This window comes from Affinirhizobium lemnae (genome assembly GCF_022968395.1).
In the GTDB taxonomy this organism is placed as follows: domain Bacteria; phylum Pseudomonadota; class Alphaproteobacteria; order Rhizobiales; family Rhizobiaceae; genus Neorhizobium; species Neorhizobium lemnae.
The window spans coordinates 13,846-39,765 of sequence record NZ_JALJQZ010000020.1 but is presented as its reverse complement, the minus strand read 5'-3'; the positions used below and the strand labels follow the sequence as shown (position 1 = coordinate 39,765).

The following is a 25,920-nucleotide window of genomic DNA, read 5'->3' as shown; positions in this document are numbered from 1 at the left end:
CCTTTTGCCGTTACATGCGGAAAAGGCCGAACCGGGTTTCCCCGATTGGCGCGTTCAGGCTGGCGGAAAGTGAAAGGGCAAGCACTTCACGCGTCTTGCGCGGGTCCACGATCCCATCGTCCCAGAGACGGGCCGAGGCATAGAGCGGGTGGCTCTGCCGCTCGAACATATCCAGTGTCGGGCGCTTGAACTCGGCTTCCTCATCCGCACTCCAGCTACCACCTTTGCGCTCGATGCCTTCGCGGCGAACGGTAGCCAGAACACCCGCAGCCTGTTCCCCGCCCATGACCGAAATACGCGAATTCGGCCATGTCCATAAAAAGCGGGGCGAGAAGGCACGACCCGCCATGCCATAATTTCCCGCCCCGAAAGAGCCGCCGACGAGCATGGTGATTTTCGGTACGGCAGTCGTTGCGACCGCTGTCACCATCTTTGCGCCGTGCCGGGCAATACCTTCATTTTCGTATCTCCTGCCCACCATGAAGCCGGTTATGTTTTGTAGGAACACCAGCGGAATGCCGCGCTGCGAACATAGCTCCACAAAGTGCGCGCCTTTCTGCGCACTTTCGGAGAACAAGACACCATTGTTCGCGACGATGCCGACCGGGCACCCCATGATATGCGCAAAACCACACACCAGTGTTTCGCCGAAGCGCGTCTTGAATTCATCGAAGCGGCTGCCGTCCACCACGCGGGCGATCACCTCACGAATGTCATAGGGCGTGCGCAGGTCGGCGGGCACCACATCCAGCAGTTCCTCCGGATCATAGGCTGGGAGTTCCGGTGCCTGCCATTGAACGGAGTGGAGCTTATTGCGGTTGAGATTGGCCACAGCGCGACGGGCAAGCGCCAGCGCATGGGCATCGTCTTCCGCCAGATAGTCCGCCACGCCGGAAAGGCGCGTATGGACATTACCGCCTCCCAGATCTTCCGCGCTGACGACCTCGCCGGTCGCAGCCTTTACCAGCGGTGGACCAGCCAGAAAGATCGTACCCTGATCCCGCACGATGATGGAAACGTCCGACATGGCAGGCACGTAAGCACCGCCCGCCGTGCAGGACCCCATGACGACTGCGATCTGTGCTATGCCCTTGGCGCTCATCTGGGCCTGATTGAAGAAGATTCGGCCGAAGTGATCGCGATCCGGGAAGACCTCATCCTGGTTCGGCAGGTTGGCACCGCCGCTATCCACTAGATAGATGCAGGGCAGATTGCAGGCTTCTGCAATTTCCTGCGCCCGCAAATGCTTCTTCACTGTCATTGGATAATAGGTGCCGCCCTTCACCGTCGCATCATTGGCGACGACCATGACGTCCTGCCCCTCGACGCGACCGACACCTGCAATCAGGCCAGCCGCAGGTGCAGCACCCTCATACATATCATGAGCAGCCGTTGCGCCGATTTCCAGAAAGGGAGATCCGATATCCAGAAGGCTGGCCACGCGCTCCCGCGGCAGCATCTTGCCTCGGCTTGCGTGCCGCTTGCGCGCCTCTTCGCCACCCCCGTGCGCAGCAAGCTCTGCCGCCGCGCGAATGGTTTCCAGCATGGCCAGATGCGCAGCGCGGTTCTTTTTCGCGCTCTCCGATCCGGCAAAGTGTTGGGACTTCAGTTTCATCGGCTCCTCCAGCCGTTGCGCCACAGGCGAGCAGGTTCAGGCCATTGCGGCCATCAACTCCCGGCCAATCAGCATGCGGCGAATTTCGGACGTGCCTGCGCCGATTTCCATCAGCTTCGCATCGCGGAACAGACGGCTCACCACGCTATCATTCAGGAAGCCCGCCCCACCCAACGCTTGCACGGCCTGATGGGCCTGCACCATGGCCTGCTCACTGGCATAGAGCACGGCGCCTGCCGCATCCTGCCGCGTGACCGTGCCGCGATCGCAAGCCTTAGCGACCTCGTAAACATAGGCGCGCGCGGTATTGAGGCTGACATACATATCAGCGATCTTGCCCTGCATAAGCTGGAAATTGCCTATGGGCTGGCCGAACTGCTCGCGGGTTGAAACATAGGGCATGACCTCATCCAGACAGGCGGCCATGATGCCAAGCCCGATGCCGGACAGCACCACGCGCTCGTAATCCAGACCCGACATCAGAACCCGGACACCCCGACCTTCTTCGCTAAGTACATTTTCAAAGGGTACTTCCACACCGTCGAAAATCAGCTCTGCCGTGTTGGAGCCGCGCATGCCCAGCTTGTCGAAATGTGGGCTGGCGGAAAAACCCTTCATGCTCTTTTCGATGATGAAGGCGGTGATGCCCTTCGATCCGGCCTCCGGGTCAGTCTTGGCATAGACCACCAGCACATCGGCATCCGGGCCATTGGTGATCCAGTATTTGTTGCCCTTAAGCACATAATGTCCGTCGCGCTTTTCGGCGCGAAGTTTCATGGAAACGACGTCCGACCCTGCCCCCGGCTCCGACATCGCCAGTGCGCCGACATGCTCGCCCGACAAAAGCTTTGGCAGGTATTTCTGCTTCTGAGTTTCCGAACCATTCAGCTTGATCTGGTTTACGCAGAGATTGGAATGGGCACCGTAGGAAAGGCTTATGGAGGCGGAGGCGCGCGCAATCTCCTCCACCGCCACCGTGTGCGCCAGATACCCCATGCCCGCGCCGCCATAGGCTTCATCCACCGTGATGCCGAGCAGACCGAGATCCCCCATCTCCTTCCAGAGTTGGTTCGGGAAACTATTCGAGCGATCCACCTCGGCAGCCAGCGGCTTCACCCGTTCCTGCGCCCAGGCCTGAACGGTTTCGCGAAGGGCCGCGACATCCTCTCCCAGATCAAAGCCCATCGTAGCGTGAAACATGAAGTCTCCTCCCTTCCCGTTCACGAGGCAATCTATGCCTTACCTATTCTTGAATTCAGCCGGCCTGCGCGCCACGAAAGCAGCCATGCCTTCGGAGCGATCTTCCAGGGCAAAGGTGGAATGGAACAGGCGGCGCTCGACCAACAGACCCTCGGCAAGCGTTGTCTCAAAGGCGCGATTGACTGCTTCCTTCGCCATGGCCGCCACCGGTTGAGACATGCCAGCCACGACCACTGCGACCTTGACCGCCTCATCCACCAGATCAGCCGCCGGGAATACGCGGCTGACGAGACCGCAACGTTCTGCTTCCGCCGCATCCATCATTCGACCTGTCAGAACCATATCCATGGCCTTGGACTTGCCAACAAACCGGGTCAGCCGCTGCGAACCGCCCATGCCGGGAATAGTGCCGAGCTTGATTTCCGGCTGGCCGAACTTGGCCGTATCCGATGCCAGAATGAAATCGCACATCATGGCAAGTTCGCAGCCACCGCCCAGCGCAAACCCCGACACGGCAGCAATGATTGGCTTGCGGCGGTTGGTAAACAGCGACCATTCCGAAAACTTGTCGGTGACGGCCACATCCTGAAACGTCAGCGGCTGCATTTCCTTGATATCAGCGCCTGCCGCGAAAGCCTTTTCCGAGCCGGTGAGAACCACGCAGCCAATGGCCGGGTCGACATCCGCCGCAGCCGTAACGGCAATCAATTCCTGCGCGACGGTGGAATTCAAGGCGTTCAGAGCTTCCGGGCGGTTAAGGCGGATAAGAAGCACGCTATCGCGACGTTCCGTCAGAATTGTTTTGTAGGTCATGGTGTCTCTCCCTTCGGCCCGCTCACGCCTGCGCAATAACAGTGCGCGCCACGATCAGCCGCATGATTTCATTGGTACCTTCCAGAATCTGGTGAACGCGAAGATCGCGCACGATCTTCTCGATTCCGTAGTCTGCTAGATAGCCATAACCACCGTGCAGTTGCAGCGCACGGTTGGCAACATCGAACCCGGCATCCGTGACATGCTTCTTGGCCATGGCGCAAAGCTGCGTTGCTTCCGGCAGCTTCGCATCGAGTGCTGCCGCTGCACGCCACAGAAAGGTGCGGGAGACTTCCAGATCAATCGCCATTTCTGCCAGCGCAAACTGCAAGGCCTGGAACTCGTTCAGCTTCTGGCCGAAGGCTTTGCGCTCATTGGTATAGGTAATAGCCTTATCGAGTGCCGATTGCGCACCGCCAAGCGAACAGGCGGCGATGGAGGTGCGCCCACCATCCAGCGCTTCCATGGCCAGTTTGAAGCCGGCCCCTTCCGGACCCAGCATGGCATCAGCCTTCACCCGCACCTTGTCGAGCATAACTGTGCGGGTTGGCTGTGCATTCCAGCCCATTTTCTTTTCATTGGCACCGAAGGAGAGTCCGGCGGCTTCCTTCTCCACCAGAAAGGCGGAAACACCCTTTGCACCGGGGCCACCCGTGCGGGCCATGACGACATAGAGATCCGTCGCACCTGCGCCGGAGATGAACATTTTCTGGCCGGTCAGTAGATAATCATCTCCATCACGCTCAGCCCGGGTCGTCAGCGCCGCTGCGTCCGAGCCGCAGGAGGGTTCCGTCAGGCAATAGGAGGCCAACAATTCGCCGGTGCAAAGGCGCGGCAGATAGGCGGATTTCTGTACCTCGCTGCCATGCTTGTCGATCATGCTCGCGACCATGTTGTGGATCGAAAGATAGGCGGAGAAAGCCGGACACCCCTTTGCAAGCGCTTCATAGACGAGCACCGCTTCAATCCGGCCGAGACCGGAGCCGCCATGCGCATCGGAGACCATGATACCGCCGAGGCCGAGCACCATGGCGTTTCGCAGCACATCCACCGGAAAATGCTTGGCTTGATCCCACTCGATCGCTTGTGGTGCGACTTCATCCTGGGCGAAGGCTTCTGCCATTTCGCGAATGGCGGCCTGCTCTTCCGTCAGCGAAAAATCCATGGGTATCCCTCCTCATTTCTTATTCAAGCGTGCAGAGCCTTGCTCAAGCCCGCCAGTGCAGCCTCCTGCACAGTCTCTCCAAGCGTCGGGTGCGCGTGGATCGTCGCGGCAATATCGGTCAACGTGGCGCACATCTCCAGTGCAAGCGCAAATTCTCCGGCGAATTCGGAAACACCCGCGCCAACCGCCTGAATGCCAAGAACGAGACCACTGGCCTTTTCATGCACAATGCGCACGAAGCCATCGGTCCGTTCCAGTGTCATGGCACGTCCATTGGCGCGCAGCGGATAGGTGGCCACCGCCGCCTCCGCATTGACCGCACGCGCCTCCTCCGGCAGTTGACCGACCACAACGATTTCCGGATCGGTAAAGCAGACGGCGGGAATGGCGCGTTTGTCCCAGTTAGCTGCTTCGCCCGCAATCACTGCGGCTGCAATCTCCCCTTGCGCCATGGCGCGATGAGCCAGCATTGGTTCGCCGGTCACATCACCGATGGCATAAACGCCGCGCATCGATGTCTGGCACTTGCCGTTGATCTTGATGTAGCGGCCTTGCATATCGAGGCCCAGATCGGCAACACCGCATTCGGCAATCACAGGGCGACGGCCGACCGTGACAAGAACCTTGCGGGCGGCAATCTTCAGTTCGCCAACCGCCGTCTTTGCCCGCAGGACACCGTTCTCATAGCCTGCGGCTTGAGCGTTCAGATGCACCTCGACACCCAAAGCCTTTAACCGAGCCAGAACAGGCTTTGAAAGCTCGGCATCATACTGCGGCAAGATCTGAGCCTTGGCTTCGACGATCGTCACCTTCGCCCCGAGTTTCGCGTAAGCCGTGCCGATTTCCAGCCCGATATAGCCACCGCCGACGATCGCCAGCGTTTCCGGCACCTGTTGAAGCGAAAGCGCCTCGGTTGAGGAGAGAATATTGCTACCGAATGGCAGCGACGGCACCTCGATCGGAACCGATCCGGTAGCAATCACCAAACTCTCACAAGAAATGCGAGAGAGACCTTCAGCCGTTCTCACCTCAATGGTCTTACCGTCCAGAATGCGGGCTTCACCTTCAATCTTGCGAACCCCTGCCTTGCGAAGCAGTCCACCGACGCCGCCGGTCAACTGGCGAACGATGCCATCCTTCCAGCCCATGGTTTTGGAAAGATCGATTTTCGGTGAGGCGGTTGTGATCCCCAGCGCAGAATTACCGGTTGCCGCCTCCGCGACGGCGTGAAACTGTTCAGCGGCATGGATCAGCGCTTTGGACGGAATGCACCCAACGTTCAGGCAGGTGCCTCCGGGAGCAGCTTTTTCCACGATGATCGTATCGAGCCCTGCCTGGCCGGCGCGAATGGCGCAAACATAACCACCCGGACCGGCACCAAGCACCAGCACTTTGCATGAAAGATCGGTCATTCCATCAATCCTTCATGAAAATCAGGGCGGGAGTTTCGAGTAATGTCTTCATCCTCTGAACGAAGACTGCCGCGTCCCATCCGTCAATTATGCGATGGTCGAAGCTGGCCGAAATATTCATCATGGTGCGCGGCACGAAGGCGCTGCCGTTCCAGCTTGGCCGTACTGCCATGCGGTTAACGCCCAGAATGGCAACCTCCGGCTTGTTGATGATCGGTGTCGTGGCAATTGCCCCCAACGGCCCCAGAGAGGTGATGGTGATGGTGGAACCGGAAAGCTCCTCCCGCTTGGCCTTACCCTCGCGACAGGCTTCCGAAAGCCGGGTGATTTCGCCTGCAAGCTGGTAGGGCGAAAGCGCCTGTGCGTTGCGCACCACGGGCACCATCAGCCCCGCTTCCGTCATCGTCGCAATACCGATATGCACCGCATTTGAGTAATGGACCTCTTCGGCGTCATCGTCGTAGCGGGCAAAAATTTTCGGGCAGCTTTCTTTGGCTTTGACCAGAGCAGCGGCGATCAGCGGTAGGATGGTGAGCTTTGGTTTGTCGCCGCGCGCCTCATTGAGCTTGACCCGCAGCGCCTCGATCTCGGTCACATCCACTTCTTCCACAACAGTAATATGCGGAATTGTGGCATTTGCCTCGCTCATACGCTTGGCAATCATACGGCGTAGACCGACCACTTTCACAGTTTCCACTGTTTCCGGTCCAGACGGATTGCGCGGCAGTGCCTGGCCAGCGTTATGGAACAGGTGATCCAGATCGGCATGAGTAATGCGCCCTGCCGGCCCGCTGCCTACAACTTGGCGAAGGTCGATGCCTGCCTCTTTTGCCCTTGCCCGAACAGCAGGGGAAGCAAGCACTGCGGCACCTTCTGCACGCGGCGGCGTTGCTGTTGCGGTGATTGCGTTTGGCCGGGTCTCGACCACCTTCAGTGAAGGTGACGCTTTGAGCGGGCAGCTTTCCGTCTGCGCCGCCATACTGGGCGTTGAAGCTGGAGCAGGCTGAGCTTCAGCAGGCGTGAGCGAGGGAACAGTATCGTCCCCGCCTGCACTCTCATCTTCGATGCGGATGAGATCCGAACCAATGGCCAGCGTCTTGCCCACTTCGCCGCCGATCCAGATAACCTTGCCGCTGTATGCAGACGTGATTTCGACCGTCGCCTTATCTGTCATGACGGCAGCGATTGGATCGTCTTCGCGCACAAGATCGCCGGGCTTGACGAGAATTTCGGTGACTTCAGCTTCCGTGACACCTTCACCGACATCCGGCAGGCGGATTGTTTTGATACCCATGATCAAGCCTCCATCACTGCTTGAAGAGCGCGGCAAACGCGCTCCTGACCGGGGAAGTAATCCCATTCGAGTGCATGCGGATAAGGTGCGTCCCAGCCAGTAACACGTTGGACCGGCGCTTCAAGATGGTAGAAGCATGCCTCCTGCACGATTGCGATGATTTCACCTGCCAGACCGGAGGTCTTCGTGGCTTCATGAAGGACGACACAGCGCCCCGTCTTGCGAACGGATTCCTCAATGGTTTCCAGATCAAGCGGCAGAAGGGAGCGCAGATCGATGATTTCCGCATCGACACCAAGAGTGTTTACCGCAGCTTCCGCAACGAAGACCATGGTCCCGTAAGTCAGGATCGTAACTGCCGACCCTTCCCGATGAACCCGCGCCTTGCCGATGGGGATAGAATAGTGTCCCTCTGGCACCTCGCCCAGTTGATGGTTCTTCCAGCTTTGCGCCGGAGCCTTGTGATCGCCGTTGAAGGGACCGTTATAAAGCCGCTTGGGCTCCAGAAATATCACCGGATCGGGATCTTCCATAGCAGAAATCAGCAACCCCTTTGCATCGTGTGGTGTGCAAGGCTGCACTACCTTCAGGCCTGCCACATGGGTAAACAGTGCTTCCGGGCTCTGGCTATGGGTCTGGCCGCCAAAGATGCCGCCGCCTGTCGGCATCCGGATGACGATGGGGCAGGAAAACTGTTCGTTGGAGCGATGTCGAATGCGCGCCGCTTCCTGCGTGATTTGGTCATAGGCCGGGTAGACGTAATCGGCGAACTGGATTTCCACACACGGCTTCATGCCCTGCGCCGCCATGCCGATGCCAATACCAACAATCGCACTTTCATTGATTGGCGTGTCGAACACACGCTCCTCGCCATACTTTTTCTGCAAACCAGATGTGCAGCGGAAAACCCCACCGAAATAGCCCACGTCCTCGCCGAAAATAACGACCTTCGGGTCGCGCGCCAGCATTACGTCCATGGCATCACGAAGGGCTTCAATCATCGTCAGTTGTGGCATGGTCAAACCCCCAATTCCTGTCGCTGACGGCGGATGTGTTCCGGCATGTCGGCATAAACACCCTTAAAGATGGTGGCTCCCGGAATAGGCTTTGGATCGATCATCGTACCTGCCGCCTCGACACGCTTCTGCACCTCCACCACTTGTGAAAGTACCTCTGCTTCCGCCTGCACGTGACGCTGCTCGCTCCATTCACCAATATGGATGAGATGTTTCTTCAGTCGCTCTACAGGGTCGCCGAATGGCCAGGCCTTGCCTTCGTCCCTCGGTCTGTAGGCACTTGGATCATCAGAAGATGAATGCGCCCCGACGCGGTAGGTGTACCATTCGATCAGCACCGGACCGTGGCCTGCACGCACGCGCTGCGTTGCCCATTCCGAAACCGCCAGCACCGCAAGATAATCATTGCCATCGACACGGATTGCCGGGATTCCGTAACCCAGAGCCCGCGCGGCGTAAGTTCGGCCCCTACCTTTGGCAACGCCGGTGTAGGTAGAGATGGCCCACTGATTATTCACGACATTCAATATAACAGGCGGGCTGTAGGACGATGCCGACAGGAGCGCGGTATGAAAATCGTTCGATGCAGTTGAACCATCACCGATCCAGCCGATTGAGATGTTCTCTTGCTGGGTCAACGCATTGGCCATGGCCCAGCCAACCGCATGCACATATTGCGTTCCGAGATTACCTGAAACGGTGAAATATCCATAGTCCCGGGCGGAATGCAGTGTGGGAAGCTGGCGACCCTGAAGTGGATCGAATGCGTTGGAATAGAATTGACCAAGCAACATTTCCAGCGGATAGCCGCCTGCAATCAGTAGACCCTGCTGGCGATAGGTGGGAAAGTTCATGTCACCTGGCTTCAGACAGCGCTGGAAACCGCAAGCTATCGCCTCTTCCCCGACGCCCTGAATGTAAAACGACATCTTGCCCTGCCGTTGCGCATTCATCATGCGCATATCGATGGTGCGCGAGATCATCATATCGCGCAGCCCGGCACGGAGCGTATCGACATCGAAACGCGATAGAAAATCAGTCCAAGGCCCAACGGCTTCGCCATTCTCATCCATGACACGGATGAGCGAATTCGCGTGCTCAACGCAATCCGCTGCGGTCACATCAAGCGGCAGAACAGGCAACAGCCCTGCCTCTGGAATCTCCACTGATGAAAAATCAGGCGTCTGGCCCGGTCGGGCAGGCGGATGCGCAAATGATAATTTGCAATGCGAAGTCACGTTCTTCTCCTCCAAAGAAGTGCATTCGTTAAACTCTAAATCTATGTCCGGCAGCACTCGGAGAACTTCCTCGTCCTCACTCCACCGGTTGATCTTATAGCTATTCTTCCGCTTCTTATGCGGCAAAAACGCCTCTGATTTGATTGCAATGTTAGTCTCGACCTGCCCGAAATGTCCTGATTATGTTGAGCGTAACTGCGCATGAGCAGGAAAGAACGACTGCTAATTTGCGCAATTAAAATTCGTGAGCTACGCCGCTATTGAATCCAAGCCCGCCAGAAAATCTACATGAAGAAACGCGAAAGCCACGCACCTTGCGATGCGCGGCCTGTCAGATAGTCGATATGGTTGGAAGGATGTTTAACGACGCTGATTGTAGACGTCGACGCAGACTGCGCCGAGCAGAACAAGGCCCTTGATCACCTGCTGATAGTCGATGCCGATACCCAGGATGGACATGCCATTATTCATGACGCCCATGAGGAAGGCGCCGATAACAGCACCGGTGACCTTGCCCACTCCACCGTAGGCAGATGCCCCACCAATAAAGCAGGCTGCGATAACGTCGAGCTCGAAACCTGCGCCAGCCTTCGGTGTCGCGCTGTTCAGGCGTGCTGCAACCACGAGACCGCCAAGAGCTGCCAGTACGCCCATGTTGACGAAGGTGCCGAATACAAGGCGCTGTGTCTTGATGCCGGAGAGTTCGGCAGCGCGCGCATTACCGCCCACAGCATAGATCTGGCGACCAATGATCGTGCGGTTGGTGAAGAAGCCATACGCCGCAATCAGGAGGGCCATGATGATCAGAACGTTCGGCATACCGCGATGGGACGCGATCAGATAGGCAACATAGCTGATGCTGGCGAGGACGAGGATATTCTTTGCGACAAAGAAACCAAACGGCTCGGTTTCAACACCGTGCGACATGCGCCGTCCGCGGTTCTTGATGTTCTGCCAGACGAGGAAGGCGGCGACCGCAATGCCGAGAATCAGCGATGTCAAGTACAGCCCGCCCTCAGACGAGATGAATTCCGGAATGAAGCCGGATGACAGCCGCTGGAACGTGACGTCGAACGGCCCGATCGAGCGACCGCTGAGGACGGCGATCATAAGCCCGCGGAAAACAAGCATGCCGGCAAGTGTGACGATGAACGATGGAATCTTCAGATAGGCGACGAAATAGCCCTGTACAGCTCCGATCAGTCCGCCGAGGACCAGGCAGATAATGCAGGCCGTGACGAAATCGAAGTTGTATTGCACCATCATCATGGCGGCGACTGCGCCAATGAAGCCTGCCACGGAACCGACCGAGAGGTCGATATGGCCGGTCACGATGATCATCAGCATGCCGAGCGCCATGATGACGATATAGCTGTTCTGCAGGATGATGTTCGTGAGGTTCAGCGGCTTCAGAAGAATGCCGCCTGTCGCAAACTGGAAGAAGATGACGATGACGAGAAGCGACATCAGCATCCCGTATTCGCGCAGGTTGTCCTTGATGAAACCGGCGACGCTCTGCGGTGCCGGTGCAGTTGTTTCAGGCGTGCTCATTCGTCTCTCCCCTTGCGGCGCATGATAGCGCGCATGATGTTCTCTTGGGTGGCTTCCGCGCCGGCAACTTCGCCGACGAATTCGCCCTCATGCATGACCAGGATGCGATCGCAAATCCCGATCAGCTCCGGCATTTCCGAGGAGATCACCACGACTGCCTTTCCGGCATCCGCGAGTTCGTTGATAATGGAATAGATTTCGTATTTTGCACCGACGTCGATCCCGCGGGTCGGCTCGTCGAGGATCAGCAGGTCAGGGTTTGTGAACAGCCATTTCGACAGCACGACCTTTTGCTGGTTGCCGCCGGAAAGCTTGCCCGTTTCCTGATAGACATTGTGGCTGCGGATGCGCATGCGGGCGCGAAACTCCTGCGCCACCTTCATTTCTGAGATGTCATCAATCACACTGCTGCGTGAGACGCCCGGCAGGTTTGCCAGCGAGATGTTCTTGCGAATGTCTTCCGCCAGAATCAATCCGAGATGCTTGCGGTCTTCCGTGACATAGGCCAGACCCGCATCGATCGCCTTGGTGACCGTCGAGACATCGACAGGCTTGCCATGCATCTTCACAGTGCCGGTGATATTGCGGCCCCAGGAACGGCCGAAGACGCTCATCGCAAACTCGGTGCGGCCCGCACCCATCAAGCCGGAAATACCAACGACTTCGCCCGCGCGAACCTTCAGCGACAGGTTCTTCACGACCTGGCGGTGCGTGTGCTGTGGATGATAAACGGACCAGTCATCCACCTCGAAGATCATCTCGCCGATTTTCGGCGTACGCTTCGGGTAACGGCTTTCCATGTCGCGATCGACCATCTTGCGGATGATTTCGTCTTCCGGCACGACGCCAGCGTGGCAATCCATAGTATCGACAGAGCGGCCATCGCGCAAAACCGTGATGCGGTCGGCCACTTCGGAAATTTCGTTCAGCTTGTGGCTGATCATGATTGAGGTGATGCCCTGGTTACGAAACTCCTTGAGGAGCTCCAGCAGTGCAGCACTGTCCGTTTCGTTGAGAGATGCAGTCGGCTCGTCAAGAATGAGAAGACGAACGTCCTTCGAAAGAGCCTTGGCGATTTCGACCAGCTGCTGCTTGCCGACGCCGAGATTGGTGATCAGCGTATCCGGCTGCTCGTTCAGGCCGACCTTTGACAGCAAAGCCTTGGTGCGTTCGTGCACGGCCGAACGGTCGATCACGCCGAAACGGGATGGAGCGTTGGCGAGGAAGATGTTCTCGGCAATGGACAGGAGCGGTATCAACGCGAGTTCCTGGTGAATAATGATAATGCCCAGCGCTTCAGTATCGTTGATATCGCGAAACTGGCGCTCTTCACCTGAAAACAGGATGGAGCCTTCGTAGCTGCCATGCGGATAGACGCCGGACAGAACCTTCATGAGTGTAGATTTACCAGCGCCGTTTTCACCGACGAGCGCGTGAATTTCGCCCTCGCGAACGGTGAACGAGACGTCGGTCAAAGCCTTAACAACACCGAACGACTTGGAAATGCCACGCATTTCAAGAATCGGTGGGCGTTCAGCCGCATGGACGTTTGCGAGCATGCCATCATCTCCGATGGGAAACAAAGAATACGGCGACGCGGTTTGAACGCGCCGCCGCACTATCGATACAGGAATTACTTCAGCTGGTCTTCCTTGTAGTAGCCGCTGCCAACCAGAACTTCCTTCCAGTTGGTCTTGTCAACAGCAACAGGCTTCAACAGGTAGGAAGGAACAACCTTCTTACCGTTGTCGTAGGTCTTGGTGTCGTTGACAGTCGGCTCCTTGCCGCTCATCGCAGCATCAACCATGTCGACGGTAACTTTCGCGAGTTCGCGGGTATCCTTGAAGATCGTGGAGTACTGTTCGCCAGCGATGATGGACTTAACTGACGGAACTTCTGCGTCCTGACCGGAAACGAATGGCATTGCAACGCCGCCGGAACCGTAACCTACGCCCTTGAGCGATGAGAGGATGCCGATGGAGATACCGTCATAAGGAGACAGAACAGCGTTGACTTTCTTGTCGGCATAGAATGCAGACAGGATAGCGTCCATACGAGCCTGGGCAGTAGCACCGTCCCAACGCAGCGTGGAAACCTTGTCCATGCCAACCTGGCCCGAACCAACCTTCAGAACGCCCTTGTCGATCAACGGCTGGAGAACGCTCATGGCGCCGTTGTAGAAGAAGAAGGCGTTGTTATCGTCCGGAGAACCACCGAAGAGTTCGATGTAGAACGGACCCTTTTCGGTATCAGCCTTGAGAGCCTTTACCAGCGTCGTGGCCTGCAGAACGCCGACCTGGAAGTTGTCGAAAGTCGCATAGTAGCTGACATTCGGCGTATCGCGGATCAGGCGGTCATAAGCGATGACCTTGATCTTCTTGTCGGCAGCCTGCTGCAGAACGTCAGAGAGCGTCGTGCCGTCGATCGATGCAATCACGAGTACTTTCGCACCTTTCGTGATCATGTTTTCGATCTGCGAGAGCTGGTTCGGAATGTCGTCTTCTGCATACTGCAGGTCAACCGAGTAACCGCGTTCCTTCAGAACCTTCACCATGTTGTCGCCGTCGGCGATCCAGCGGGCGGAGGACTTGGTTGGCATAGCGACGCCGACCAGACCCTTGTCAGCAGCGCTGACAGGAGCAGCGAAGGCCATTGCGGCAAACATCGCAGCAGTCGTCAAATACTTCAAAATCTTCATTCTTGCTCTCCTCCTTGGTCGAGCCACCCATCGAGCTCGCCATTGTTGGCAACAGGAATCAGAGCCTGATTCCTGCCGTTTCTTTTCTATCAGTGATTGTCGCGCGGAATACCTTCCGTCTGAGCAATGCGCTGATATTTCACAGCCGGCTCCAGGACGGCGCCGGTCTCCATCTGCCCGACGATGCCGCGCTGGATTTCCTGCCACGGTGTCTGGTGCTTCGGATATTGATATCCGCCCTTTGCTTCCAGTTCGCGACGGCGTTCTGCAAGCTCTTCTGCGGAAATGAGAATGTCTGCCGTTCCACGACCCACATCGATGCGGACCTTGTCACCGGTCTTCAGCAGCGCCAGACCGCCGCCTGCGGCGGCTTCGGGCGATGCATTGAGGATGGACGGGCTGCCCGATGTGCCGGACTGGCGGCCGTCGCCTATGCACGGCAAGGATGTAACGCCCTTGTTCAGCAAATAGCTTGGCGCGCGCATGTTGACGACTTCGGCCGCACCGGGATAACCGATCGGACCCGCACCACGCATGAACAGAACCGTGTTCTCATCGATACCGAGCGCCGGGTCATCGATGCGGTGGTGATAATCTTCCGGTCCGTCGAACACCACGGCCTTGCCCTCGAAAGCATCAGGATCGTTGGCGTTGGAAAGGTAGCGATCGCGGAATTCCTTGGAGATCACGCTCGTCTTCATGATTGCGGACGAGAAGAGGTTGCCACGCAGGACGCGGAAGCCTGCCCGCTCCTTCAATGGCTGATCGTAAGGACGGATGACCTTCTCGTCTTCGATCACGGCGCCACGGCAGTTTTCGCCGATGGTCTTGCCGTTTACCGTCATGGCATCTTCGTGGATCAGGCCCTGCTGCATCAACTGATTGACGACGGCCGGTACCCCGCCCGCATGATAGTAATCTTCGCCGAGATATTCGCCAGCAGGCTGCAGATTGACGAGAAGCGGAATTTCTTCGCCGTACCTTTGCCAGTCATCAACCGTCAATTCGACGCCAAGGTGACGCGCCAGACCATTGAGATGGATCGGTGCATTTGTAGAACCACCGATCGCCGAGTTGACGCGGATCGCGTTGACGAATGCTTCCTTCGTCATGATGTCCGACGGCTTCAGGTCTTCCTTCACCATCTCAACGATACGCAGGCCGGTAAGATAGGAAATTTCCTGACGGTCACGGTAGGGAGCCGGAATGGCGGCAGAGCCCGGAAGCTGCATGCCGAGAGCTTCCGCCAGCGAGTTCATGGTCGTCGCGGTGCCCATGGTGTTGCAGTAACCGGTCGAAGGAGCGGACGATGCAACCAGCTTGACGAAACCGGCATAATCGATCTCGCCCTTGGCCAGCAGTTCGCGTGCTTTCCAGACGATGGTTCCGGAACCGGTACGTTCGCCACGGAACCAACCGTTCAGCATCGGACCGACAGAAAGAGCGATAGCCGGAATGTTGACGGTGGCCGCAGCCATCAGACAGGCAGGCGTCGTCTTGTCACAGCCGATAGTCAGAACCACGCCGTCCAGCGGGTAACCGTACAGGACTTCGACGAGACCGAGATAGGCGAGGTTACGGTCCAGACCCGCTGTCGGACGCTTGCCCGTTTCCTGGATGGGATGCACCGGAAACTCGATGGCAATACCACCCGCTTCCCGGATCCCTTCGCGCAGGCGGTTTGCCAATTCGAGGTGATGACGGTTGCAAGGCGAAAGGTCCGAACCGGTCTGGGCGATGCCGATAATCGGGCGATCGGACTGGAGCTCAGCCTGGCTGAGACCGAAATTCATATAGCGCTCGAGATAGAGCGCCGTCATGTCGGCGTTGGCAGGATTGTCGAACCATGCACGCGAGCGGAGCTTTCCGTTCGGACCGGTTGCAGTTTTGGTGGGCAAATTGTCGTTGCTCATGATCTTCTTCTCACGAGAGGAATAGGTTCAGACGGCGCAAATCAATCTTCGAAAGACTCAACGACATTGCGACGGCCAAGCATAAAGGCATCTGCGACATGTACCAGCGGGGAGAAGTCTGTGTCCGACCGCTTCGATGAGACAAGGTCAACGAAATGCTTATAGAGGCTGCGGTATTCGCGATCCTCCTCAACGATCTGCGCCTCGCCATTGACGGTAAGGCGGCTGCCACCGTGTGTGAGAACCACATCGCCTTCCTGTGTGGAAACGCGAATATCCCAGGTCTGCGGTCCCGTCTGGCGCCAATCGAAGGCTGCCTTGATGGGTGTACCGCTGGCCGTCTGAAATTCCAGATCAGCAGCGATAGGTGCTGCCCGGTTTGCCGGGAATGAAAGCTCCGAAGAGATGAGATGGAAGCTCTCGGGCATGATACGGGTAACGATCGACAGGGCATTGATGCCAGGATCGAAGACACCAAGTCCGCCTGGCTCCCAGATCCAGGCTTGCCCCGGATGCCAGTGGCGAACATCTTCCTTCCATTCGACTTCGACAGACTGGATGCGGCGCTCGGCCAGAAGACGGCGCGCAGGCTCAACCGCGGCTGCCTCGCGAGAATGCCAGGTCGCGAAAAGACTGACACCCTGTTTGCGCGCCAAAGCTTCCAGTGCAAAAACCTCCGCAATCGTAGCGCCCGGCGGCTTTTCAAGCATCACGTGCTTTCCAGCCATCAGCGCCGCGCGTGCCTGCTCAAACCGTCCCTGCGGAGGTGTACAGAGCGAAACCGCATCAACCTCGACATCAGAGGCCAGAAGGGCATCGATGTCGGAGAAACAGTGGATATTTTCAAGAGATGCATTGCGGCTGGCAACGGCTACCAGATCAATGCCATCCGTCGCCGCAATAGCACCAAGATGCTGATCGCGTGCGATTTTCCCGAGCCCGACAATGGCAAGACGAATATTCGGCACAGGCATCACCTCAAAGCTTGCGAACAGAAACAGGACGCTCGTTCGCAACTGCCAGAGCATTGCGCAACGGAAGCTTGAACGGTGCCGCTTCAATCTCGAACACGTCACCCGGCTCTGTCTTGATGCCTTCCGAGAACGACAAGGTTGCCGTCCCGAAGAAATGGACATGCAGGTCGCCCGGACGACGGAACAGATCGTACTTGAAGTTATGATGCTCCAGGTTCGCGATCGTATGCGACATATTGGCTTCGCCGGAGAGGAAAGGTTTTTCGAAGATCACGTCAGTCCCGCGAATGACTTTCGAGGTCCCTTCGACATGATCCGGCAGATCACCGACCAGCAGTTCGGGACCGAGCGCCGCCTCGCGGAGCTTGGAATGCGCCAGCCAAAGATAATTGCCCTTCTCGGTCACATGGTCGGAAAACTCGTTCGCGAGACAGAAGCCGAGACGAAAAGGTGTGCCATCCGCACCAATCAGATAGATACCAGCAAGCTCCGGCTCTTCGCCACCGTCGAGAGCAAAGGCTGGAGATACAAGATCCTCGCCCGTTGCCTTCAATTGCGAACCATCACCCTTGTAGAACCATTCAGGCTGCACGCCGGCCTCGCCAGCCTTAGGCTTGCCGCCCTCGACACCCATGAGGAACATGCGCATGGAATCCGTTGGCTTTTCAGCCGACTGTGCCGCCTTATGCATCTTGTCACGGCCATCGGCGGAACCCAGATGCGTCAATCCAGTGCCAGCGACGACGAAGTGTGCAGGATCCGGATTCGACACTGGCAGCAGCAAACGCTTCTCGCGCGCGGCAGCATCAAGGTCCACAACCTCACCCAGAGTGGCCTGCGAAAGTTGTTCGGCAAACGTGCAGTCAGCGCCAATGGCGCGCTGGGCAAGATCATATACGGAAGCTACACCTTCCACGATCCGCGCGTCGTCTTCACCATTCCAGGCAACAACACGCGCCTGCCCATTGACCGAAACCTGCAGTAGTCTCAACATCCATAACTTTCCGTTCGTGAAGCTACGAGTCCCTCGTAGCGGCTCCCTGGGCGTGCGCGCCATCAAAAATATGACTATTAGCAGACGCCGGGCTTTGTCAAGCGATCGGATTTTTGGGATACTTCATCTTAGACTGGCACCAATCGTCAAAGATTAAATCGATTTGCAAGATTTATATCGATTTAAATTGAACTTGAAAGCACCTCTTAGCCAGGAAACATTGAATTGGCTTTTCAAAAGTATGATTATATGCTCTTCATAGATTGGCAAAATTTCGACATTTAGTTTAACGAAGCCTGACTTGAGGAGCCCGGAAGTGTTCGTCATAAAGTAGAGATAACGCATCTTACAACGCTTTTGGTTTTGGAAAACAGATGGTTCGTAATTAAGTCGCGAAGCGGCGTACGATTCGCAGGGATAATCGGCTTCGGAAGTCGCAAGTAAAAGTCAGGGAGAGAGTTGTGGGCCTTCTGGAATCAGCAATCACGGGCAAGAAGCGGAACAGCAGCCACGCGCATGTTGTGGCTGAACTAGGGAGCTCAATCGTATCGGGTTACATAAAGGTTGGGACGATCCTGCCAGGCGACAACGAATTGACACAGCGGTTCAACGTGTCCCGAACTGTTCTTCGTGAAGCAATGAAAACCCTTGCGGCAAAAGGACTGATCGAACCAAAGGCGAAGGTGGGAACTCGCGTCTTGCCGAGCGACAAATGGAATTTCTTCGATCCAGATGTATTGGGTTGGCGTTTCGACGCGGGAATCGATCAGACATTTACGGATTACCTTGCCGAGATTCGCTTGGCGCTAGAACCTGCCGCTGCAGCTGCGGCTGCGCTACGCGCCACGAGTGACGATATCGTTGCCCTTTACGCCATCGCAGCAAAATTCGATAATCTCTCCCATACACCAGAATCTATAGCCAAGGTTGATCTGGATTTTCATATTGCCATTGCCCGGATGTCAGGAAATCCCTTCATGCGTTCAGCGACTGCACTGATCGAAGCGGCACTGGCAATATCCTTCAGACTCTCATCACCTGCGGAATCTCCGGAAATGATTGATGTGATCGCCGACAATCATCTACGCATTGCCCACGCAATTGCATCGCGCGATCCGGAAAAAGCAGTTGCCGCAATGCGCCACGTTATTGATGTCGGACGAAGCCGTATTGCCAAGTGCCTGACCGAAGAACAAAATCCCATTTCATCAACGTCGGGCTAGGACAGGCGGCTCAACTTGGAAATTTGCGGATTGCGACGCAGTCGGGGAAATGGCCCGCTGATGAATTTTGCCGCTTGCATCCTAAGTGAACCGCAGACCCAACTCTTTCAACTCTCGTCTTACTATAATGCATTGATGGCTACCTCCATCGTCCAAAACGAGCTTGACTTCATCAGGTAACGACAATCCATTCTCTACCGACACGCGAGCGCCGGTATCGGAAATGTCACGGAGAACGCCATTCACGACGCTATGTCCATTGTTGAAGACCAACCGCACGCTCTTCAACATACGCCGCCTCGGTGCGGGTGTTGGGGTTTGTGTCATGCATATCACCTGTCAATTGCTGGTCACGCGACTGTGCACCTATCCTTTAATTAGCCGTTACTATCTTAAGATTTTCCAAATATAACCCAGGAATCTCACCAACCAGACTTTAACTTGCATAGAAGCGAGCCAGCGGATCGAAGATTTCGTCAACGTCAGTGCTATGGATAAAACAAGCGTAAACAGCATCTGCGCCCCCCATGATCTCTCGCTATTCTAATTTTAGAAGACGACGTGCTTCTTGCCATGGAAATGGAGACCCATCTCGGAAGCGCTAGCAACAGGTCCGCCAGCTTGCGGACGGCCGGCCACGCGAGCGCGCTTGGAACCCAGCCGCTTGGCGAGCTTCAAACGCCAACTTCGTAAGGCAGACGGTGCGGCCATCTCTTTAGTCGCTCCGCGATCATCAACGGCTGCTTATTCGCGCTCCCGCGCCACATCACATACCAACCACGGTCCATAACTCAGATGTGTGTGTTCTTGAATCTGCCGTCCAATCCAACGAGATATCTCATCGTTGTTGTACTGAAGGTCTACGACAAACCAAGGCGGATGGTCTCTCGCCCTGGGGTGCGGCATCATCATGTAGGGGATGTGCTAGACCTCACTTCAGTGGCAATTGCTGCCGATGTTGGCGCTGCACCGATAGCAATCAGAGGAAGATTTTTCAGCCTCCGGATAAACGCATTTTTTAGACCTGACGAATACATGTTTAAATAGAACAACCGTAATAAAGCGCCGCTTACATAATGACGCACTTTACGTTGCAGTTTGGCCACAAGGTCATGTGTTTCCAGCAAAAACGAAATGCGCTGGGGAAAGTGATATTGTCTCATTGACTCTCAATGCTAGGTTTCTGCGAATCAACATGCTTTGCGGGAATCACATGCAGAAGATCTGGGCAATCTTAATTTCTTTGTTATTGGTTGCTTGTGCAAGACCTTCGGATGGGCCGTCTCCCGGGAGTTTTTATGACGCAAAAGACCCTGTTACGGGGAAAGACATTCCGGTCGTAAGGTTATCGCAGGCTAACCTGTCGTCAATTGCCAGTGTGCAGCCAAGCTACGATCCAAACGAACCCGGCCTTTCCGTTTTTCGGACCAATGGAGGCAACGACATCCGACTCCAGCGCGGAGACGTGATCGAGGTCACAATTTTTGACACGGGTGAAGAGGGTCTTTTTTCGTCTGCTAACTCAAAAACCTTACCCCTCGGTCGCTTCACCGTTGATTCCTCGGGCAATGTGGTTCTACCTTTCGTTGGCAAGCAACGTGTTCTGGATTCATCTGCGGAAGCACTACAGAGCCGTATCGTTGGGGGCTTGAAGGGAACAGCCGTCAATCCCCAAGCCGTCGTGACAGTGGTGGATCGTCCAGGGAACGGTTTTACCGTGGGCGGAAGCGTACACTCGCCCGGCCGCTTCCCGCTATCGGCTCGCAACGAGCGCGTCTCCGATGCCATTGCAATGGCAGGCGGCGCACTTTCCTCGCCAGCGAATGCCACCGTGACGCTGATGCGAGGATCAAAAAAGGCAAGTGTAACTCTAGCTCGAGTGATCAATGAGGATCGGCAGAATGTCTATTTGCTGCCCGATGATCAGATCTTTGTGCAAGATCGTTCCCCAAGCTTTATGGTGATGGGTGCCTTCAAAAGTACAGGAGAATTCAAATTCGAACCGGGACAGCTGACTCTTGCTCAAGCCATTGGTCGGGCTGGAGGGCTATTGGATGATCGTGCTGATGCGAGCCAGGTCTATGTGTTGCGTAATCAAACTACCTTCGCGCCAATTGTTGCGAGCAGCAGAAAACTGGTCCCAACCTCGACAGCTGTTACCACAAAGCCTGTAATTTATCGCGCAGACATGAAGGACATTTCGAACCTCGCAGTGATGCAGCAGTTCCAGATGGCCAACGGGGACATTATCTATGCCGGAAATTCAGGATTGGTCGATTTTGCCAAGCTCTTCAACGTTTATCAGAAGAGCCCCAATCTACCCGCCGCATCTCCACCTATCGCGCCAGGTCAGTGATTAGAGCAGGATGGACGTGCTGCGATGGCCGATCGCTTGACACGTCCCCCAAAATGCCCGAGGCAGATGGACTGATCCTTCTCGATATCAAGCGTCTCGGTGGTTTCGGGCGTATAGGTCACGGCATCAACCGCGACCGTAAAGGGCAGAGCAGGGCAACTCACGAGGTGATGCAAAATTAGTGGTACGAGCTATATAGCCTTGAATAGGAGGGGGATGTATGTGCTGACCCTTCGGCTACAGACTGATCCACGCCAAGCTGAAATCGTGCCAACATTGTTGAGAGTTCGTAAACATCGCGTTCGAGGGCGATACTTGCCGAATGTATTTCCTGCGCATTTGCCGCATTTCTTTGAGTGAGCTGGTCCATGGAGCCGACGGCGGCGTTGACTTGCTGTAGACCAGTTGCCTGATCGCGGCTGGCGCTGGCGATCTCGGATACGCTGCGACTGATCTCCATAATGCGGCCGTTCATCCTGTGAATGAAATTCCTGGTTTGATCCACGGACTTTACACCTCCTGCGACCTCTTGTTCGGCATAGCCCACCAATTGGCTGATTTCTTTCGCTGCCGTGGCAGAACGTTGGGCCAGTTCCCGAACTTCCTGGGCGACAACAGCAAAGCCTTTGCCGGCCTCGCCCGCACGGGCAGCTTCAACACCTGCGTTGAGAGCGAGGAGGTTCGTCTGAAACGCGATAGCGTCGATCAGATCGATAATCTGCGTGATTTTTTTCGAGGCTTCCGATATCCGTTCCATGGAGTGAACAGCTTGCGCCACCACCTCGCCTGACGTCCTAACGTCAGCCAATATTTCCGTCGCCATTCTATCGGTCTGAAGCGCAAGATCCGATGACCTGGTGACGTTCTGCGTCATCTCATCGATGGTCGCCGCAGTTTCTTCCAAAGACGAGGCCTGTTGTTCCGTTTGCTTGGCGCTATCATGTGCGCCGGAACTCAGAATTCGAGACTTCTCATTCACCGAAAACGCGGTTTCCTGCACGCGCGCCAATGTGTTGCGCATATCGGCAACCGCCGCATTAAATGTCAGGCGTATCTCGTCGAGATTCCCAGCAAAGGGTGTTTCGACAAAGCAATTCAACTCTCCTCGCGATACGCTAGTCAGCCCGGATGCCAGAGCATCGATAGCGTGACGAATGTCGCGCGCTGCAGCTTCGCGATCTCGATCCGCAGCCTGCCTTTCGGCCTCGGCAAGTTTGCGATTCTCTACGGCCTCTGCCTCAAACCGTCGCTTTTCAACGGCATTTGACCGGAAGATCCCAAGTGCGCGAGCCATTGCTCCAATTTCATCGCCGCGATCTGTCCCGATGATTTCTGTTTCAAGCTGGCCGGAGGCTACTCCCTTCATCGTCTCAGTCAGTTTTCGGAGCGGACGGCGGATCGAAACTAATAGAGCAAAGGTTGCAAAAATTGAGAAAACAACTGCAATGGCTGCGGTTCCCAGGGAAAGAACCGTTGACCGTTCTGTCACCTGCCTGGTTGCCTCACCCTGAGTTTCGGCGAAGGCCACGATCTTGGCCCAGGCACGATCAATGATTTCGGCCGTAGAAAGGAACGTTTCGGCGCGCATTCCTTCAAGCTTGACCAGATCGAAAACGGTTTCGGAGGAAGCAACGCCTGGTTCCACGACCGCCTGCGCCAGACTGCGCAGTTGACCGGCTGCCGCCACACCGGGTACGCTAGACAGTGCAGATTGCATTTTCTTCAGGCTCTCAAGGACTCTGGATGCCTGATCGGATGTCGGCTCACCCATGAGCGTTGTCAGCTCGAGCACGGTCTCGTTGACTGCAACATTCACTCTCGTTTGGAACAAAGCGATAGCCATTCCGTCTTGAATATGTGCGCCTAGTGCAGCGAACTGCCTGAAAGAAGATTGCGCAATCGTTGCTGCTACTGCATCGAGACGATCCAGATCAACTGCCAGTTCCTGTGAAAGCTGTCGAGCCATTGTGAGCGTTGTATCGTCAACCACTTCCTGATCGTCTTTAGGTGCGAAGCTTGCCAGTTTCTTCAGCCGTTCCCGTAGCATGTTTGAGAACTCCGCTTCATCCGAAGGCATCGCGTCGGCTAGGCGCGCCTCCGTCCGCAATATCCTGCGCTCACGGGATTTCAGCACCAAAGCGAGCGACTGGCCATCACCAGCATTTTCGATTTGGTCAAAGATAGCGCGCAGATCCTTAGAAGCATCGGTCAACCGCTCAGCGCTTGTCATCTGTCCCTTGGCGCTCTCGTTCAATCTCGAAAGCTCCACATTCGACTGCGCGATGAATTCATGGATGGTGGCGGCAGCGACTTTAATCAGATCAATTTGCTCTTGGACATGCCGCTGCCCTCCAACCGTGCGTTGATGAAGATCCCACAATTCGTCAACGCGAGGAAGAAGGCTATTGATTGCGGTCTCAATCTCGCCAAGCACTGAATCCATCTCGGTACCAGTGTAAGCGTTCCTCATCCGACTGATTTGCTCGGAGCGGGCGCTAAGGCGCGCTTTTAACTGATCTCTCCGCTCAATTGTTGTATCATTCAGGTAGTCACTCATCTCGGAGTATGCCTGCTTGAAGGCTGAGAGTTCCGTAACGCTCGCTCCTGTGCCCTGCACTTTCCGGCTAACCATATTGCCCGTGAAGAAGGTGAATGCGGCAAGCCCGACGATCAAAAGCGAGATCGGGATCATGCAAATCATGAGCTTGGTCTGAATGGATCGGTTAGCAATTATACGAGCGAGCATTTCTTTCCTCACCTAAAGGGCCAATGTCAGAACTCTTCCCAACGGCCATTTGCCACGTAACAGAGCGTTGCCTAGCCGACCCGTCGCTTCTGACTTATGGAATTCACACTTTGGGCAATTTGCATCCGGCGTTCCATCTCCCGCAGCGCTTGACGCTGCTCGTCGACAACAAACCGGGATACGAGGTCGCGCAGCTTCGTCGCTTCGGATGCTAGAGAGGCAGACGCAGCAGAAGATTCCTCCACCATCGCGGCATTCTGCTGTGTTGCCTTGTCCATCTGGTTGATCGCCGAATTGATCTCGCCAAGCCCGGTTGCCTGCTCCCGCGCAGATAGTGCGATTGCATCCATATGCAGATTAATCTCTGCAATGTCTTTACCGATTTCCTTTAGCGCCTCGCCTGTCTCTCTGACGAGCTGAACTCCAGATCCAACCTCGCCAGCCGAGGTGTTGATGAGAGCCTTGATCTCTTTTGCTGCTTGCGCAGAACGCTGTGCAAGCTCCCTCACCTCCTGCGCGACGACGGCAAAGCCCTTGCCCGCCTCTCCGGCACGGGCTGCCTCAACACCGGCATTCAGCGCCAGCAGATTGGTCTGGAAAGCAATTTCATCGATGACACCAATGATACTGGAGATCTGCTGCGAGCTGTTTTCAATGCGCTGCATGGCATCTTCCGCGCGAGAAACGACCTTAGTCGACTGTTCAGCAGCACTGTTGGCACGGTTCGAGACCATGCGGGCTTCATCGGTACGTTTGGTTGAGCTGGAGACATTTGCAGTGATCTGATCCAGCGCGGCAGCGGTCTCCTCAAGGGCCGCAGCTTGCTGTTCGGTGCGCTTGGACAGTGAATTCGCGCCGCCGGCGATTTCGTTGGTCCCAACATCAATGTTGCGTACAGAATCCATCACAGATTTCACAGCATCACTCAGCTGTGCAACTGCCGTATTGAAGTTATCCCGGATCGGCTCGTATTCCGGTGCGAGGGCGGTGTCGATACGGCAGGTGAGGTCACCCAATGCAAGTCTGGCAAGCGACGCGCCGAGCAGATCGGTTGCCAGACGAAGTTGTTCAGCTTCCCGCTCGATCCGCTGCCGCTCAACTTGGCGATTGGCCTCTTCGCGGGCCCGCATCTCCCCGGTCTCGTCTTCAAGTGAGAGCGCCTTGAGCGAATTGTCGCGCAAGACGCCAACCGCTCGCGCCATGTCTCCCAATTCGTCGCGGCGCGATACACCCGGCACTTCGACCTTAAAGTCACCATGCGACATCTGCCTCATAACTTGAGCCAGAACGCCGATAGGCCGCAACTGACGCGCTAAAAGAAGAAAGAGTACCATGCATGATGCGATCAGGACGCCTCCTGCAAGGCCTATCATTGCGAGCATGGACGTCAGACTGCTAGCTGCTGCCGCACCCTCGTCGAAAGCGATAGCCATCCGACCGATCGTCATGGCCTTGCCCTCTTCAGTACGAACGAGGGGGACTGATTTGACCAGTATCGAACCATGGACTTCCTGCCCATTCGGTGTCTTGAGGGCATCGATGATGGATGTGTTACCAATCGAGTAGAAAGGATTACCCTTCTCGTCAAAGATGACACTTGCGCGGAAATCCGGATCGCTGGTTGCTGGGGCAAGCGTCTCCTTTGCCATGGCATCATCGAATTGCCACAGCGCATTGGCGCTCCCGCTCAATACCAATTGGGCGGTCAGATC

The 25,920-nt window shown here is 56.2% G+C and carries 19 protein-coding genes and 1 pseudogene; 2 read left to right on the top strand and 18 right to left on the bottom strand.

What is annotated here, in order from left to right:
• Positions 1-10 precede the first annotated feature (10 nt).
• The 14 genes from MUU53_RS13605 to araD1 all read right to left on the bottom strand — a co-directional run bounded on the left by MUU53_RS13605 (position 11) and on the right by araD1 (position 17,883).
• A complete protein-coding gene (locus tag MUU53_RS13605) occupies positions 11-1,615 on the bottom strand; it encodes a carboxyl transferase domain-containing protein (protein ID WP_247261379.1) in 1,605 nt (534 codons plus the stop codon).
• A gap of 36 nt (positions 1,616-1,651) precedes the next feature.
• Entirely contained in the window at positions 1,652-2,815 is a 1,164-nt protein-coding gene (locus MUU53_RS13600; protein WP_247261378.1) for an isovaleryl-CoA dehydrogenase, read from the bottom strand.
• A gap of 39 nt (positions 2,816-2,854) precedes the next feature.
• Complete coding sequence (locus MUU53_RS13595; RefSeq protein ID WP_247261377.1) at positions 2,855-3,628, bottom strand: enoyl-CoA hydratase; 774 nt, start codon at positions 3,626-3,628, stop codon at positions 2,855-2,857.
• A 22-nt stretch (positions 3,629-3,650) separates the two neighbouring features.
• Positions 3,651-4,793 (bottom strand): acyl-CoA dehydrogenase family protein, encoded by a 1,143-nt coding sequence (locus MUU53_RS13590; RefSeq protein WP_247261376.1) that lies wholly within the window; start codon positions 4,791-4,793, stop codon positions 3,651-3,653.
• Between the two features lie 23 nt (positions 4,794-4,816).
• Positions 4,817-6,205: a dihydrolipoyl dehydrogenase gene (gene lpdA / locus MUU53_RS13585; protein WP_247261375.1), complete on the bottom strand. Its 1,389-nt coding sequence runs from the start codon at positions 6,203-6,205 to the stop codon at positions 4,817-4,819.
• A gap of 4 nt (positions 6,206-6,209) precedes the next feature.
• Positions 6,210-7,499 (bottom strand): dihydrolipoamide acetyltransferase family protein, encoded by a 1,290-nt coding sequence (locus MUU53_RS13580; protein WP_247261374.1) that lies wholly within the window; start codon positions 7,497-7,499, stop codon positions 6,210-6,212.
• Between the two features lie 2 nt (positions 7,500-7,501).
• Positions 7,502-8,515 (bottom strand): alpha-ketoacid dehydrogenase subunit beta, encoded by a 1,014-nt coding sequence (locus tag MUU53_RS13575; RefSeq protein ID WP_247261411.1) that lies wholly within the window; start codon positions 8,513-8,515, stop codon positions 7,502-7,504.
• Between the two features lie 2 nt (positions 8,516-8,517).
• Entirely contained in the window at positions 8,518-9,753 is a 1,236-nt protein-coding gene (locus MUU53_RS13570) for a thiamine pyrophosphate-dependent enzyme (RefSeq protein ID WP_247261373.1), read from the bottom strand.
• 360 nt (positions 9,754-10,113) lie between these two features.
• Positions 10,114-11,304 (bottom strand): multiple monosaccharide ABC transporter permease, encoded by a 1,191-nt coding sequence (mmsB, locus tag MUU53_RS13565; protein WP_247261372.1) that lies wholly within the window; start codon positions 11,302-11,304, stop codon positions 10,114-10,116.
• Entirely contained in the window at positions 11,301-12,863 is a 1,563-nt protein-coding gene (mmsA, locus tag MUU53_RS13560; protein WP_247261371.1) for a multiple monosaccharide ABC transporter ATP-binding protein, read from the bottom strand. The genes mmsB and mmsA overlap by 4 nt, the downstream gene beginning before the upstream one ends.
• 74 nt (positions 12,864-12,937) lie before the next feature.
• Complete coding sequence (chvE, locus tag MUU53_RS13555) at positions 12,938-14,002, bottom strand: multiple monosaccharide ABC transporter substrate-binding protein (protein WP_062556424.1); 1,065 nt, start codon at positions 14,000-14,002, stop codon at positions 12,938-12,940.
• Between the two features lie 89 nt (positions 14,003-14,091).
• Entirely contained in the window at positions 14,092-15,915 is a 1,824-nt protein-coding gene (locus tag MUU53_RS13550) for an IlvD/Edd family dehydratase (protein WP_247261370.1), read from the bottom strand.
• A gap of 41 nt (positions 15,916-15,956) precedes the next feature.
• Positions 15,957-16,889, bottom strand: a complete 933-nt coding sequence (locus tag MUU53_RS13545; protein WP_281435134.1) for a Gfo/Idh/MocA family protein — start codon at positions 16,887-16,889, stop codon at positions 15,957-15,959.
• A gap of 4 nt (positions 16,890-16,893) precedes the next feature.
• A complete protein-coding gene (araD1, locus tag MUU53_RS13540; protein ID WP_247261368.1) occupies positions 16,894-17,883 on the bottom strand; it encodes an AraD1 family protein in 990 nt (329 codons plus the stop codon).
• 461 nt (positions 17,884-18,344) lie between these two features.
• Between araD1 and MUU53_RS13535 the strand changes: the two genes are divergently transcribed.
• The gene (locus MUU53_RS13535) at positions 18,345-19,106 is read left to right on the top strand and encodes a FadR/GntR family transcriptional regulator (protein WP_247261367.1); all 762 of its coding nucleotides are present in this window, start codon (positions 18,345-18,347) and stop codon (positions 19,104-19,106) included.
• 81 nt (positions 19,107-19,187) lie between these two features.
• Here the strand turns inward: MUU53_RS13535 and MUU53_RS23375 are convergent, their stop codons facing one another.
• Both MUU53_RS23375 and MUU53_RS13530 read right to left on the bottom strand, forming a co-directional pair.
• Positions 19,188-19,397: a PilZ domain-containing protein gene (locus MUU53_RS23375; RefSeq protein WP_425524256.1), complete on the bottom strand. Its 210-nt coding sequence runs from the start codon at positions 19,395-19,397 to the stop codon at positions 19,188-19,190.
• Between the two features lie 258 nt (positions 19,398-19,655).
• A complete protein-coding gene (locus tag MUU53_RS13530) occupies positions 19,656-19,817 on the bottom strand; it encodes a hypothetical protein (protein WP_247261366.1) in 162 nt (53 codons plus the stop codon).
• 502 nt (positions 19,818-20,319) lie between these two features.
• Between MUU53_RS13530 and MUU53_RS13525 the strand changes: the two genes are divergently transcribed.
• Positions 20,320-21,462 (top strand): polysaccharide biosynthesis/export family protein, encoded by a 1,143-nt coding sequence (locus MUU53_RS13525; RefSeq protein ID WP_247261365.1) that lies wholly within the window; start codon positions 20,320-20,322, stop codon positions 21,460-21,462.
• A 178-nt stretch (positions 21,463-21,640) separates the two neighbouring features.
• On the opposite strand, the gene MUU53_RS13520 is transcribed toward MUU53_RS13525, so the two are convergent.
• Together MUU53_RS13520 and MUU53_RS13515 are read right to left on the bottom strand one after the other, a co-directional pair.
• Positions 21,641-24,154 carry a methyl-accepting chemotaxis protein gene (locus MUU53_RS13520; protein ID WP_247261364.1) on the bottom strand — a complete coding sequence of 838 codons (2,514 nt, stop codon included), beginning with the start codon at positions 24,152-24,154 and terminating at the stop codon, positions 21,641-21,643.
• Between the two features lie 125 nt (positions 24,155-24,279).
• Positions 24,280-25,536 (bottom strand): annotated as a pseudogene (locus MUU53_RS13515) (methyl-accepting chemotaxis protein); the annotation flags it as partial.
• Between the last annotated feature and the right edge of the window lie 384 nt (positions 25,537-25,920).